Annotated in this window: 8 protein-coding genes; 6 read left to right on the top strand and 2 right to left on the bottom strand. The window is 60.2% G+C overall.

The window, feature by feature from the left end; genetic code table 11:
* Positions 1-33: 33 nt before the first annotated feature.
* Positions 34-6,132, top strand: coding sequence for a glycosyltransferase (locus ATO7_RS15385; RefSeq protein WP_158523234.1), 6,099 nt, complete (start codon positions 34-36; stop codon positions 6,130-6,132).
* Positions 6,133-6,930 (top strand): sulfotransferase domain-containing protein, encoded by a 798-nt coding sequence (locus ATO7_RS15380; protein WP_083563304.1) that lies wholly within the window; start codon positions 6,133-6,135, stop codon positions 6,928-6,930.
* A gap of 17 nt (positions 6,931-6,947) precedes the next feature.
* Here the strand turns inward: ATO7_RS15380 and ATO7_RS15375 are convergent, their stop codons facing one another.
* Positions 6,948-8,885 carry a hypothetical protein gene (locus ATO7_RS15375; protein WP_146680395.1) on the bottom strand — a complete coding sequence of 646 codons (1,938 nt, stop codon included), beginning with the start codon at positions 8,883-8,885 and terminating at the stop codon, positions 6,948-6,950.
* A gap of 181 nt (positions 8,886-9,066) precedes the next feature.
* Between ATO7_RS15375 and ATO7_RS15370 the strand changes: the two genes are divergently transcribed.
* The 4 genes from ATO7_RS15370 to ATO7_RS15355 all read left to right on the top strand — a co-directional run bounded on the left by ATO7_RS15370 (position 9,067) and on the right by ATO7_RS15355 (position 14,001).
* A complete protein-coding gene (locus tag ATO7_RS15370; RefSeq protein ID WP_083563302.1) occupies positions 9,067-10,188 on the top strand; it encodes a polysaccharide pyruvyl transferase family protein in 1,122 nt (373 codons plus the stop codon).
* A gap of 183 nt (positions 10,189-10,371) precedes the next feature.
* On the top strand, positions 10,372-11,313 hold the full coding sequence (locus ATO7_RS15365; protein ID WP_083563301.1) for a sulfotransferase: 942 nt from the start codon (positions 10,372-10,374) through the stop codon (positions 11,311-11,313).
* Positions 11,306-13,099 carry a sulfotransferase gene (locus tag ATO7_RS15360; protein ID WP_083563300.1) on the top strand — a complete coding sequence of 598 codons (1,794 nt, stop codon included), beginning with the start codon at positions 11,306-11,308 and terminating at the stop codon, positions 13,097-13,099. Before ATO7_RS15365 ends, ATO7_RS15360 begins: the two co-directional genes overlap by 8 nt.
* The gene (locus tag ATO7_RS15355; protein WP_083563299.1) at positions 13,096-14,001 is read left to right on the top strand and encodes a glycosyltransferase family 2 protein; all 906 of its coding nucleotides are present in this window, start codon (positions 13,096-13,098) and stop codon (positions 13,999-14,001) included. Before ATO7_RS15360 ends, ATO7_RS15355 begins: the two co-directional genes overlap by 4 nt.
* Here ATO7_RS15355 and ATO7_RS16980 read toward each other — a convergent pair.
* A partial coding sequence (locus tag ATO7_RS16980; protein ID WP_206044958.1) for an O-methyltransferase occupies positions 13,988-14,638 on the bottom strand: 651 nt, incomplete at its 5' end. The genes ATO7_RS15355 and ATO7_RS16980 overlap by 14 nt on opposite strands.

Raw genomic sequence — 14,638 nt, 5'->3', positions numbered from 1 at the left:
TGTGCACGCCATCAATTGGTTAGAATGCGCGCGATGAACAGCGCTGTATCCTCGTCAGCCAAGACCCGCCGGACAGGCCTGCTGGTGCTGGGCATGCACCGTAGCGGGACCTCCGCCACCACACGCTGGCTGAATCTGCTGGGGGCCAGCCTGCCGGGCAATCTGATGGAGGCCCTGGCCGACAACAACGCCGAAGGTTTCTGGGAATCGCGCGATGTCTGCCTGCTCAACGATGAGCTGCTGCAGGCCTCAGGCTCATGCTGGGATGACTGGCGCAATCTCGACCAGCACCCACCTCCGAAAAGTGCGCTTGAAACATGGCGCAAACAAGCCGGCGCTCAGCTGCGCGAGGATTTTGAGCAGTCCTCGCTGTTCGTGCTCAAGGACCCTCGCATCTGCCGCCTGCTGCCCCAGTGGCAGCCGGTTTTCAAGCAATTCGACACCGACATCCGCTGCGTGCTGCCGTTGCGCCACCCGCTGGAAGTGGCCCGCTCGCTGACCCGGCGCGATGGTTTTCATCGTGACAAAGCCTGCCTGCTATGGCTGCGCCATGTGCTGGATGCCGAGTATCACAGCCGCGGTCTGCCCCGTGTGTGGCTGGATTACGCCGCGCTGCTGAGCAACTGGGAGCACGCGCTGGCGCAGCTCAACCAGACCCTCAATCTGGAGCTGGCACCGGCAGACGAGACCGTCCGCAAGCAGATCAGCGCTTTCCTCAACCCGGCCCATCAGCATCAGAAAGCCGACGACGCGGCGCTGGAGCAGGAACCGGGCCTTGATCCTGACATCAAGCGCACCTGGGCTGCGCTCAAACGTCTGATCGAGCGGCCAGACGATGAGCAGGCGCAGCGCGCGCTGGACGATATCCGTGCTGCGCTCAATGCTGCCGATGTTCGCTACGGCCACGCTTTTGGCGACGAACTGCGCCAGCGCATGGCGCTCAAGAAGAAGCACGCAGAAGAAGCTCACCAACTGCGCGAGCAACTGGCGGAACGGGCCAGCAAAGTGCAGTCACTGGAGACTTTGGCCGCCCAACGACGTGCGGAGATCGGCGAGGTTCAGGCCAAACTCAAGGACAGGATCGAAAAGGTCCAGTCATTGGAGCAGCTGGCCAAGCAACGACTCGACGCCTTGCAAGAGTCCCAAGACAAACTGCGCGGCCGCATCGAGAAAGTCGACGAACTCACCGCATCGCTCAACAAGACGCGGCAAAACCTCCAAGAACGGGCGCGCAAGGTCGAAAACCTTGAGCAGGCGGCTCTGCAGCGGCGTGAAGAATTGGCACAACTGCGCCGTCGCGAACAGCACCTGCAAAAACAGCTGAACAGCCTGCAGGATGCTCATGCACAGCAGGGCGCAGCCTTGCACAAGGCTGAACAAACCAGCCGCCAGCAGCAAAGCGCATTAAGCCAGCTCCGCGAGCAGCATAAAGCGCTGCAAGCCACGCAACGTGAAAGCCAACGCCGCGAAGCCATCACCACCCTGCTGCAACGCCGCGGCAGCATGTATCGCGCGCTCGACTTCGCCCAGGATGCGCTGCCCCCGCGGCGTTATTGCGGAATCAAGCTCAGCCTGCGCCAGCGCCGTGCGCTGCGCACTCAAACCCGCCAGCTGCTGGTCAGTGGGCTGTTTGATCTGCCCTGGTACCTGGACACCCAGCCCGACCTGATCGAAGCGGCCGCTCATCCGGTGTGGCACTGGTTGCTGGTCGGCTGGCGCGAAGGCCGTTCGCCACATTGGCTGTTCGACCCGCACTGGTACCTGCAGCAAAACCCCGATGTGGCCGCCAGCGACAGTAATCCGCTGCTGCATTACCTCATGGCGGGCCATCAGGAAGGCCGCGCGCCCAGCGCGCTGTTCAGCCCCGCCTGGTATGGCGCGCAGGGCCCGGCGCTCAAGCCCGGGCAATCGGCGCTGGAACACTATCTGCGCGAGGGACAGTTCCAGGGCCTGAGCCCCAATCGCTACTTCGACGGCGCCTGGTATCTGAACCACAACCCGGATGTAGCGGACGCCGGTCTGGGCGCACTGGACCACTATCTGAGCCTGGGCTGGCGCGAAGGCCGCGATCCCTCACCACTGCTGTGGAATGACTGGTATCTGGCCAGCAACCCGGATGTGCGCGAGGCGCAGATCAACCCGCTGCGTCATTTCGTCGAGCACGGCCAGTTCGAAGGCCGGGACCCCAATCCTGTGTGCGCAGCCGATCACTATTGGCGCCAGCTGGCTCGCGGCAAATCCGATGCCCCCGACCCTCTTGGCCACTACCTGCACAGCGGCTGGCAAGCAGGTCTGGACCCGTCCGCCTGGTTCGACACCGACTGGTATCTGGCCCGCAACCCGGATGTGCGCGAGGCAGGCGCCAACCCGCTGATGCATTTTTTGTATCACGGCCTGGATGAGGGGCGTGATCCGGGGCCGGCCTTCAATTCCAGCTGGTATCTCAACGAGTACCCCGATGTGGCAGAGAACGCGGTTTGTGCGTTCCGGCATTACCTCGAATACGGCCGCCAGGAAGGGCGTGCACCACGCGCCCCTGCACCACAGATCGAGCCGGCGCGTTGCCCCATCGCAATCAGCAGCCAGCCTGGCGAGCGCCATATCAACCCGGACTGGCCGCATGTGCTGGTCTGCGCACATGCGGCCCATGGTCAGTTGTTCGGCGGCGAGCGCAGCTTCATCGACATCCTCGCCCTGCTCGCCGAGCTGCCTTACAACGTGCATGTGGTGGTGCCCAGCGCCAACCCGGACTACCTCGCCCAGCTGGCCCCGCTAAGCTGCCACACCGCGCATATTCCTTATCGCTACTGGCGCCGTGGCGAAGCACCGCAGAGCGCCGCCATCGATGGCCTCAAGGCCTACATGATCCGGCACAAGATCGCGCTGGTTCATGTCAACACCATTGTCGTGCGCGAGCCGTTGATCGCGGCGCGTGAACTGGGCATACCGTGTGCCACACATGTGCGCGAAAGCGTGCACGACGACAGCTGGCTGAGCCGCATGGTGGGCCTGACGCCGGATCAGATCGTGGCCAAGGTCACCGCACAATCCGATTGCATCATTGCCAACTCGCGTCACAGCGCAGCCGAATTCGACAAGCCCGGCGCCACCTTCGTGGTGCCCAACACCTTCGACATGCAGGCCCTGGACCTGCCTAACCAGCGCGCCGCAGATGGCACGCTCAGCGTGGGCTTGATCAGCAGCAACATCGCCAAAAAAGGCCTGGAGGACTTCGCCCTGCTCGCCACCGCCTGCGCAGAGCATCTGCCACAGCTGCGTTTCAAGCTGATCGGCCCGGACAACGACGAAGTCGCCGCGCTGCGGGCGCGCCAGCAAGCGGGCGAACTGGGCAACAACCTGGAGTTTGTCGGTTACCAGGACTCACCGCAGGAAGCCCTGGCCCAGGTCAATGTGGTGATGAACCTGTCGCATTTTGCCGAGTCCTTCGGCCGCACGGTGGCCGAGGGACTGGCCGCCCGCCGTCCGGTCATCGTGTACGACCTGGGCGCGGCCAAGGATCTGGTTACCCCTGGCGAAAACGGCTGGGTGATTCGTCACGGCCACTGGCGCGATGCGATTGAGCCGCTGGAACAGCTGTGCACGACCGCGGGCCTGCTGGAGCGCATGGGTGAAGCCGGGCGCCAGGCCATGCAGACGCGCTACGGGCGCGAGGTCGGCGTACAGGCCCTGCAAACGGCCTACCAGCATCTGCAGCAAACCCATGAACCACCGGCCTGGCCTCGTGTTCTGCCGGCGCCGCGTTTCAATCCGCCGCAGACGCCCGCCCCCTTGCGTCTGGCATATTTCTGCTGGCATTTCCCGGTGCCATCAGAAACCTTTGTCCTCAACGAGTTGCGCGAGCTGGTCGCCGCCGGGGTCGATGTCACGGTGTTCTGCCGCCAGTCGCCGCATGCCGACTTCAAGCCTGATTTCGAGATCAGCTGGCAACGCGTGAGCAACCCGCAGGAGCTGGCCGAACAGTTGCGCGCTCATGCCCGCACTCTGGTGCACGCCCATTTCACCTACCCGACCGTGACCGACATGGTCTGGCCTGCCTGCGAGCAGGCCGATGTGCCGTTCACCTTCATTGCCCACGCGCAAGACATCTTCAAATACGACAATGATCGCCTCAACCGGGTCGGTGAAATCGCCCGCGCACCGCTGTGCAAAGCGGTTTTCACCCTGGGGCGTTTCCACCGCGACTTCCTGCTGGCCCGCGGCGTACCGGCCGAAAAACTGCACCTCAATCCCAACAGCATCGACACCACCCGCTTCCGCTATCGCCCGCCGCGCCAGCGCCCGCACGGCGAGCCGTTGCAAGTCTGCGCCATTCACCGTCTGACCGAGAAAAAAGGCCTGCACGACCTGATCCGCGCAGCCGACCTGCTGCGTGATGAGGCGGTGCAGATCAACATCTACGGCTATGGCGATGAAGAACCGCGCCTGCGCAACCTGATTGCCGAGCTGGGCCTGAACAACTGCCGTCTGCACGGCGCCTTGAATGGCTACGGCGAGATTGTAGATGTGCTGGATCAGCACGACCTGTTTGCCTGCCCTTCGGTGCGCACCGCCAGCGGCGACATGGACGGTATTCCCACGGTGCTGCTGGAATCCATGGCCACCGGCACCCCGGTGCTGACCACCCAGATCGCGAGCATTCCCGACCTGGTCCAGGACGGTGTAACCGGGCTGATGGTCAACGCCAATGATCCGCAGTCACTGGCCGACGGCATACGCCGCTTCGCCGGGCTCGACAGCGAGCAGATCCTCGGACTCAGCGTGAACGGCCGCAACGCGGTGTTGCGCCGGCATGACAACCGCAGACTGACCCGCAACCTGTTGCGCCAGTGGCGTGACGAGGTGATCGATATCGTCATCGTCAGCTGGAACAACGTGGCCGAGCTCGAGGCCATAGTGGCGCACCTGTTCGCGCACACCCGCAGCAACTTCCACCTGAGCATCTGCGACAACGCCAGCGAGCCCGATGTGGTGGCGTTCCTGTTCGACCTGCAGCGCAAGCGCGACAACGTCAGCGTGATCCATCGCGGCGACAATACCTTTGTTGGTCCCGGCACCAACAGCGCCGCCGACCAGGGCCGGGCGCCCTACGTGATCTATGTCTGCGGCAAGGAAGGCTTTGCCTTGGCCGACGGCTGGGAAAGCGACATGGCCGACTACATGGACGCCCACCCAGAGGTCGGCCTGGCCGGTTCAACTGGCTACAGCCCGACCTACCTGACCGGTGCGCAATTGCCAGATGGCATTGCCAAATTTGCCGATTTCCGCAATCAGGATTTCGCCAAACAGCATCCTGAACGCATCTTCAAGCACGTCCAGGGTGGGCTGTTCATCATGCGCCGGGCCATGTACGACGAGATCGGCGGCTTCAGTGAACAGGTACCGCACAGCTATACCGACGTGGAGTACAGCTACTACGCGGAAAGCCGCGGCTGGAAGCTGGGTCAGATCGACAGCGTGCTGGCGCTGTTTAACAAAACCGTGCCCAACATCTGGTCGCGGGTTGATGAACACATCAAAGTCATACATCCGCCGCGCCTGGATGACCTACCGCGCCTGCATGCCATCAGCCAACGCGAGATTCATTTCTGCAACATCTGCGAATGGTCCGCACCGCGCCATCTCAACCCGGATTACCACAGCTGCCCGAGTTGCGGTGCACAGCCGGCGCACCGCAGCCTGTACCGCTATCTGGCGGAAGGCCTGCTCACCTACCGCCGCCTGCCGGCGCTGTGGATCAACCCGCACCCCTGTCTGGACGCGTTCTGGAGCAAATCGTTTCAGGGCCGGCGCCTGAATCACGGCGAGATCACCAGCGAACTGGATCAGAAAGGCCAGCTGAACACCGCAACGGATGCACTGTCGCTCGTGGTGATCCAGGACTGCGCGGTACTCGACCATCCGTCGGCTTGCGCCGAACTGGCCCGAGTCCTGAGCCCGCAGGGCGAGCTGGTGCTGATACTTGGCGAGCATGGCAATGCTCTGGCGCACTGGTCACAACAGCTCGGTGCACATGGTCTGACACAAACCGACGAGGCCCTCTACGCCAGCGAAACGGTGTGCTACGACACCCGTCGCATGCTGGTTTTTCGTGCCGACACCACCACGCACTAAATGAACGATCTGACCCCCTGCCCCAATCTCATCATCATGGGCGCTCAGAAGTCCGGCACCACCAGCCTGCATGAGTACTTGAAGGTGCATCCGGACATTTTCATGTCCAGCCCGATCAAGGAGCCCGGCCTGTTCCTGGGTGAGGAGCGCGCTCGTACATTCTGGAACACAGCCGGGCAGCCCATCGCCTCGCTGCACGAACTGCTGCACGAACGCATGCTGCAGGGCTATCAGGGTGAGCGCTGGTTCGGTGATGGCTCCACCCATTACACCATCGGACAACGCAGCCGCGCGTGGGACATTCCGCAGCGCATGCAGGCCGCCAACCCGGACATGCGCTTCATCTACATATTGCGCAACCCGGTCGAACGCATACTCTCCAACTATCATCACAGCCGCTCAAAGGGCCGTTGCCAAGGCACCCTCACGGACTTTTTGGCAAGCAAAGAAGGGCCGGGGTCAATATTGACCAGCCGCTATTGGTATCAGCTTGAGGCCTATCTAGAGCTATTCCCCGCAAACCAATTTCATGTTGTGGTTTTTGAGGAGTTCATACGACAACCCCATCACCACATGCACCAAGTCTGGGATTTCCTCGAGCTGTCTCCACCACAGACGCCACCAAACTTTGCCACACACAACGCTGGCTCAGCTGCCCGCACCAAAGTCTCAGAGTCAGACGATGACCTCAGCCGCATACTCGGTGTGCTACGCAAAGATGTGGAAAATCTGCAACGCTGGCTCGGTCGTGACATTCCGGACTGGTCGAACCTATCCTTCGCGACGGCCCGAAACTGACGGCCAAACGCCTCTCCTTAAAAGGTCGACTCAAGGCGAGTACAGACATCCGGAAAGGACACAGCGGGCAAGCGGCTATGCGGGTTCAGGTGACCAAACATCTGCTGAGCTGCGGCTCCATGCAACCGAACCTGGGTACCGGGCGCGCCATCCATTCGTGCCAGCATGTCGCCGGTCAGCACCACTTGCAGACCTAGCATGGCCATGATTTGTTTGGTTTCTGTGACTTTTCGAATCGTTGCTGGATTGCGCTCGAACAAGTGCTCAACCGCGGTGCGATCGAGCACCTCCCAGATACGGGACGACACCGGGTCAAGCATATAGCTGCGTAAGTGTTCCCAGTGCTGATCGATGAGCACGCGCATCTTCGAGCCCACACTGAGCTGGCTGAGATTTTGCTCACCAACGGTCTTGAAAGGATGCGCCGGCAATTCAAGCTGCCGCGCAACAGGAAGATCCTTAAAGCGTCGCGGCCAGGTGAATTTGTAAAACGGAAGCTCGCAAAGTCGGGGGTTGATCTCCGCCATCAACTCGAAGTGCAAACGGTCCTCGACCCGATCCTTGTAGTCAAAGTTCTGCGCCCGGCATGCCGCGCGGTAATCCAGCAACGGATAAATTTTGACCTGATTGAACAAATTGTTCTGCAGCACCCCGTTCCACAGGGGTAAGCGGTAACGCAGGAAAAAGACATCCGTAACGTCATTCAAACCCGCGCCCTGGCGATGGAACTCCAGGGCGCGATTCTGCAAATCTCGGCGCTGAAAATCGCGCACTTCGGATCGCTCAATCCCCAGTGGGTCAGTGGTTTGATGATAGTCTGCAAAAAGGGTTTCAAGCTCAGCAATAGACTGCAATTCCACATTCATATGGGGTTTACAGTGCCTGCGATAGAGCTCGCCTGCCGACCCTGAAACGACAAAGCGCGACATCTGGGCAGCCCCAGTCAGGCCATCACTGGGACAGATGGTGGCCTCGTATCGGAACATGCTGCTGCGCAGTTCAGTGAAGATCTGCTGTGGATTCAGTTGCTTTGGACTGGGTGTAATTTCCACATGATCCATTCCCAGTTGCCGCGCGACTTCTCGTCCGACCTGAATTTCATGGCCATTCTCCGGGCCACGGGTCTGCATACGCTCAACGCGGCCCGCCAGTCGCGAACCACATACGATGGCAGCGGCCAGACGAGAATCCAGGCCTCCCGTGATATCCATAGAGAAAGGCGGGAGATCCAGGCGTTCAAGAGCATCCGCCTGAGCCACCAAACGCTGTGCGATCTCGCTGGGGCGCGCTTCGTCCAAGTGCTCAGGGGCCTGCCAGATTTCTCGCTCGGTAAAGCGCGGAGTCACATCACCGCGATCGCCACTCCAGGCCAATGTCCAATGCGGCGGCAGCAGCTTGATACCATCCCATACGCTGTCTTCGCCCATAACATTGGCCTGCCCGGTAAGCCAAGCTAAGTTCTGAAGATTCAGATCCAACCGTCGAGCTGTGACGCTAGAGATCAACATCTGCCTTGGCGATATGGCGAGATATTCCTCGTTCGCAGCGTAAAACAGTGGCGTCATTCCGGTGAAATCACCGAGCGCCTTGCCGCCGTCACGGCCATGCCTCAGAGCAGCCCACGTGCCGCTCATGGTATCGATCAATTGCTCATCACTTTTCCACTGTTGCAACATCATCTCCGCCCGAGATGCTTCCGGCTCGAATGATCCGCAATATGGAAAGCCATCAAAGCTCAGTAGAGCCTCCGGCGATCGCCAAACATAATCTGAAACGCGCCGGGCTGTGGATATCAGAGAGAAACTCACAAATAGCGTTAAAGACTCATCCCAACGCTCGACATGAATATCTGACGGGTAAAAAGTAAGACTGTCACGACCAATAGCCTCCACGCGCTTTATTGCCAACTCGTAGGACGACCAGTTTGACGATTTTATGAAAATAAATTTATTCAAAATAAAATTTAAATAACTATTAACAACGCGAAATTAAATTAACCGGCAACGCTGAATCACAACACCAATCTGGCAGCTCGAAGCACACAAGCCTTGCCCGCGAAGTGTATAATTTGAGGGATTTGTAGCCGCCGGAGCTCGCCAGCCCCGGTGACACAGCCCGACCGTTTCGCATAACACCATGCCAGAAAAACCCAATATATATTTTTACAATAAACCAATAATTCAAAAAAACGAATTTTTGGATGTCAAAAAACTCATGCTCAAAACTGGCGGCAACACGGGCAATATGTTTTTTATGAGGTCGCTAGAAAGGCAACTCGACTTCAACCAAAGCGGAAACGGCTCTCTGCTAAACCCAAAACAAGTTGGCGATCAGTTTGACAGCATAGCGATCTGCGCCGCAAATTGGTTGTCCTCATCCAATAAAAACCTCGGCGATCTGGCCAGAAAAATTGAGGACAGCAAACTGCCTTGCCTGGTTGCAGGTTTGGGTGCCCAATCGCTCGACACCACATCCCGTCCCAAGCTGCCGGAAGGCAGCATCCGTTTCCTCAAAGTTGTCTCTGAGAGAAGTCACAGCATCGGTGTTCGGGGGGAATTCACTGCTGAGGTCATCGCAGCGCACGGGATACACAACGTTCAAGTAGTCGGATGCCCATCGTATTTCTGGACTCTGAACAATACGCGCACGCGTAAAACACTCCCTGCACCTGGCAACAGCGCTCACCTCAGACTGGCCATACACGCCAACCGCAAGCGGGTAATCAAACGCGCCGACATGGACGCCAAATTGCGCGTTGAGCGCCAGCTATACGACGAAGTACTGCAGCGCCCAGGCAGCTTTTTTGTCGCGCAAACAGAACGCCCGGAGTGTGCACTTGGCCTCGCTCCAAGCACGGAAAATCTGGAAAAGCTGGAGCTGACTGAGCTGGAGGAATACCTCGACGCCAAACGTAGCCCCGCATGGCAGGACAAGTTCAGGGTTTTTCACGACATCGAAGACTGGATCGCTGCGCTGCGCAGCGTCGACGGTGTCATTGGGACACGTCTGCACGGTTGCCTGGTCGGCATCGCCGCCGGCACGCCCTCAATGCTCATCACAATCGATTCACGCACTGAGGAAATGGCCAAACTGTTCAGTTTGCCTCACCTTCCCGTCGCGTCCATGGAGACACCGCTGAACCTGGAAAAAACCTTCGCTGAAACTGACTTTGACACCGCGATTGAAAAATACCCGCTTCACTTCGAGAAATATCGGAGTTTTTTAACTGACAACAAACTCCCGACACGGCTGAACTGAATAGGCGATCCGGGTGTATGTCGCACAGCTTCCGCTTACGCAGGCGTTGTGTAAGCTTGCAAACTGTCTATCCCAATGCTTGTCGTAGCGACCTACTGAACGCACGCACAGGCGCAACCCCTATGCTCCATGTCGCTTAGATCTTTCATTACACAAGCATTCACACCAAATCGCTCGAGTAGGGTGAATCAGGCACTGGACTTCATCGTCAGCGGCGTGCCCCGCAGCGGGACCAGCGCGTTCGCCCGCAGTCTCAATCTTCACCCGAAGTTGTTCTGCGGCATCGAGTGCTTTCCGATCACCTACGACTACGCCGGCTTCGCCGCGCCGCAAAGTTTTCTGGCGCTGGCCGATGCTGACACGCGCACACGGGCGCAGGACAACTCGCTCGAAGCGCTCAACAACAAGCTGGCCACGAGCCGTCCACCTGTGCTGTATGGCAACAAGTTGCCGCGCTATTACTTCTGCCTGTGGCGGCTGCAGCGCGAGAACATGCAGCCTCAGATTCTGCACCTGTATCGCGACCCAATCGCCACCGCGCAGTCCTGGGATCGACGCGCAGCCAATCCCAAGGACAGCCTGTGGCAGCGCGGCCAGATCGGCCTGTTTGCGGTAGCGGAATGCTTTATTGCTTTGCTGCGCCTGGCGCAGCTGGACCAGCCGATCTGCCTGATCAGTCACACGCGCTATTTTTCCACTGACCCGAACGACTACGCCCGGGTTCTTAAGGTCCTTGGCGTGCGCCCGGACAAAACCGCGGCGGGCGCCTTTCGTGCCGAGTACTTCCAGCACAAAGCGATGGCCAAGCAGACGCCTCCAGATTGGGCCGCAGACATTGATGTGGCGGGGCTGAGCGCCTGGCTCAACGAGCTTGCCGCCGCGCCACAGACGCATCTTTCTGACCCGGCGATAGCACAGGCTCTGGCTCAACGCTGGACGGATGCCATGCCGCATATCACCCGCCACCTGGTGCAGGCCGCGGCAACCAACACCGATGTGCGCGCTTACGCGGACAACTGGCTCAACATCCTCAAGCATCATCTGAACAAGGATTGTCCGGCGACCTACAGCGCGCTCACGCCCATGCTGGACGCACTCAGCGAAGCCGCCCACACCCATGGCTGAGTTCAATCACGGCATCCTCGACGAAATCCGCGACAACACGCTGGTAGGCTGGGCGTCTTATGGTCCCGAGGACCGGCGGTCACCACAGCTCGAACTGCTCATCGACGGCCAGCCGGTCGCGCAGTGTGAAGGCACGCTCAACCGCCCCGGCGTCAAACAACGCGGCCTGCATCCCAGCGGGTGCTGCGGCTTCAATTTCTCGCTCGACCTGATCCCCGAAACGCTGCGCAACGAAACCCAGATCGTCAGCGTGCGCCTGATTCAGCCCGGACAGGCGCCGATCGAACTGCGCAACAGTCCCAAAGCCCTGGTTTGGAATACCCACTACGACATTCCGGCGGTCAAAAAGCTGTTCTTCATGCACATCGCCAAAGCGGCTGGGACCAGCGCCAATCACATGATGGCCGGGCTGTACTCACCGCTGAGTGGCATCACCCATATCGAAACCCAGTTCAGGGACTGGCCGAGCGGGCATGCGCGCCAGTTCGACTTCGTATCCGGGCATATCGAAGCACCGGTGGCCAGCAAGCTGGGCTTGAAGAACCACGTCTGGGTCACCCTGTTCCGCAAACCCAAACCGCATCTGTTTTCACACATCAACTGGTTGCGCCATATCGGCTCGGACCCGGACAGCGAATTCCACAAAGCCCATTCCGGCAAAGTACGCGAACTGGCACTACGGCTGGCTGCGGTCGAGCCGGGTGACAACGCGGCGCTGAGCGCCGCCCTGGATGACCAGGACCCAACCGTACGCACCCTGTTCGACAATCGTCAGACCCGCTATCTGCTGCCGCGCAACACCAGCCATGTGGATGACAGCAGCATGGCCCGAGCATTCAAGCAGCTGGACGCCTTCGATCTGGTCGGTGCGGTTGAGCAGATCGAGGTGTTTAACCAAGAGCTGAAAACGCTGCTGAACACCCAGGAAAGCACCGCACTGCCCAGCCTGAACCGGGCACCGAGCGAAAACCCGCTGCGCCTGGAAGACTTCGATGAGGAACTGATACTGCCGTTCATCCGCCACGATCGAGAGATCTACAAGGATGTTTTGCGCCGAGTCCGTCAGCGGCGCGGCCTGCAGGACACCGGCAAGAAGCACGAACTGGCCCGCCAGCCCAAACCACATGCCTATCTGCTGCCGCAACTTCAGCCGGTAGATACCGCCACACACCCCAGTCGGCAACCCTGCTCAACGCTCACCCCCGCAACCGGCACGGCGCAGAAAACACTCATCGTGCTGGGTGTTTCACGCGGCGGCACCTCCATGGTTGCCGGCCTGCTCAGCCTGCTCGGCGTCAGCATGGGCGAAACCTTGTCGGCTGGCAGCCACGAAGACCCGGCTTTTCATACCCGCGATGTCGCCGCGCTGCGCAAGCTTGTCGACCAGCGCAATGCTCAGCACGATCTGTGGGGCTGGAAGTATCCGCACACGCTGGACTACCTGGGCAAAATTCACGGGCAACTGCGCAACCCTCATTTCGTGGTGATCTACCGGGATGCCATGAGCGTGGCGCAAGCCTTTCAGCGCGCCGACGGCACCGATCTGAAAATCGCCCTGAAAGATGCGCAGCGGCGATACGACAAGCTGACCCGCTTCTGCCTCGATTGCGAGGACCCGTTGATGACCATCTCCTACGAGAAAGCCATCAACAACCCCAACGCCCTGCTGCGTGAACTGGCACGCTTCTGCGGTGTGAGCATGAGCCTGGAACTCAAAGCGCGCTGCCTGCAGTTCATCGAGCCCGGCCGCTATGTGGCCCTGCAATCTGCTGGATCCAAAGCATGATCCGCAGCTGGCGTCGACCTCAGCTCAGTGTGGTTGTGGTCATACACAATATGGCCCGTGAAGCGCCGCGCACGCTGTATTCACTGTCGACCCGTTATCAGCGCGGGGTGCAGGCGCACGACTACGAGGTGATTGTGGTCGACAGCGGTTCCACACCGGCATTTCCGGCCAACCAGTTGCAGGACCTTGCCGGCCAGTTTCGGCTGCTGCGAGTCAGCCCGGATGCGCCAACCCCATGTCAGGCCATGAACACCGGCATTCGGGCCGCGCGCGGACGCTACGTGGCCTGCGCCATCGACGGCGCGCGTATTCTTTCGCCCGGCATTGTGAACGCCACGCTGAAGCTGCTCGCAGCCATGCCCAATGCGCTGGTTTGCACGCTGGGCATGCATCTGGGGCCCAAACTGCAAACGCTGTCGATCAGCGAGGGCTACAACCAGGGCGTTGAAGACCAGATGCTGGATGACACCGACTGGATGCAGGATGGTTATCGCCTGTTCGACATCGCGGTCCCGGCCGGCTCATCACGCGGCGGCTTCCTGCAACCGATCAACGAGAGCAATTTCTTCACCCTGGCGCGCGAGCGCCTGCTGCAACTGGGCGGATTCGACGAACGCTTTCGATGCTCCGGTGGCGGCCTCGTCAACCTGGACATGCACAACCGCATGCTGGAACAAGCGGATATCGAACCTGTGATGCTGCTGGGCGAAGCCACTTTTCATCAGTTTCACGGCGGCGTTTCAACTAATGTACCCGCCGCCCGCCATCCGCTGGCCGAATACAAGGCCGAATACCGCCAGCTGCGCGGTCACGACTATGCGCCGGTGCAGCGCGAGATGAGCTACTTCGGACGTGTTACGCCGGCCTCACGGCGCTTTCTCGATTGCTCTAACGCGCCCTAAGCCCGAACACTTCATCAACGTAACCAGCCCGCAACCAGTTGCGGTTGCGCTGTAACGGCACGAAATCGGTGTGTGCCTCAACCATGGCCCGCACCGCGGCACGTTCGCCTTGCACCGGGTCGGGACGCGGCGCCTCCTGATTGAGGCTGAAGAAGTAGTCCGCGCAGCCAGCCATGCCTTCAAGATAGCGCTGGGTCGCATCACGCGCGATCTCCGGCATGGAGTCGATGTTGAGCACGGCATCGTAACCCTGTTGCAAGGTCGGCTCGTAGGCCCAGGGTGGCAGCACTTCCAGCGCCGGACCAGCCGGCTCGCCCAGCAACCGAACCTTGTCGGCCCCAACACTGGCCATCAGAAAATAGCCTTGCGCCACATTGATCTCGGGCAGATCAAAAATGCTGTATCGCGCCATGCCCAGATGAGCAGCCAGATAGGCCGTGTGGCCGATGCCCGCACCGATTTCGGCTACGCGCAGCTGCGCAACCTCGCGTCGTGCGTGCAGGGCGAAGAACCGACGCAGCTGATCCAGCGCATAGGCCGGCATCAGACTGCGCAGATGACACGGCGCGTGCTGCGGAGCGAGCACGAACATGCCGTCAAACAGCGCTGGCAACGTCACCGGCATACCCAGGGCACG

The sequence above is a fragment of the Oceanococcus atlanticus genome (assembly GCF_002088235.1).
Taxonomy (GTDB): domain Bacteria; phylum Pseudomonadota; class Gammaproteobacteria; order Nevskiales; family Oceanococcaceae; genus Oceanococcus; species Oceanococcus atlanticus.
This window is presented reverse-complemented; position numbering and strand designations above follow the sequence as displayed.

Coding starts and splice junctions, on each gene's coding strand:
- ATO7_RS15355 (WP_083563299.1), top strand. CDS start 13,096: ATGATCCGCAGCTGGCGTCGACCTCAGCTCAGTGTGGTTGTGGTCATA.
- ATO7_RS15370 (WP_083563302.1), top strand. CDS start 9,067: ATGCCAGAAAAACCCAATATATATTTTTACAATAAACCAATAATTCAA.
- ATO7_RS15380 (WP_083563304.1), top strand. CDS start 6,133: ATGAACGATCTGACCCCCTGCCCCAATCTCATCATCATGGGCGCTCAG.
- ATO7_RS15385 (WP_158523234.1), top strand. CDS start 34: ATGAACAGCGCTGTATCCTCGTCAGCCAAGACCCGCCGGACAGGCCTG.
- ATO7_RS15360 (WP_083563300.1), top strand. CDS start 11,306: ATGGCTGAGTTCAATCACGGCATCCTCGACGAAATCCGCGACAACACG.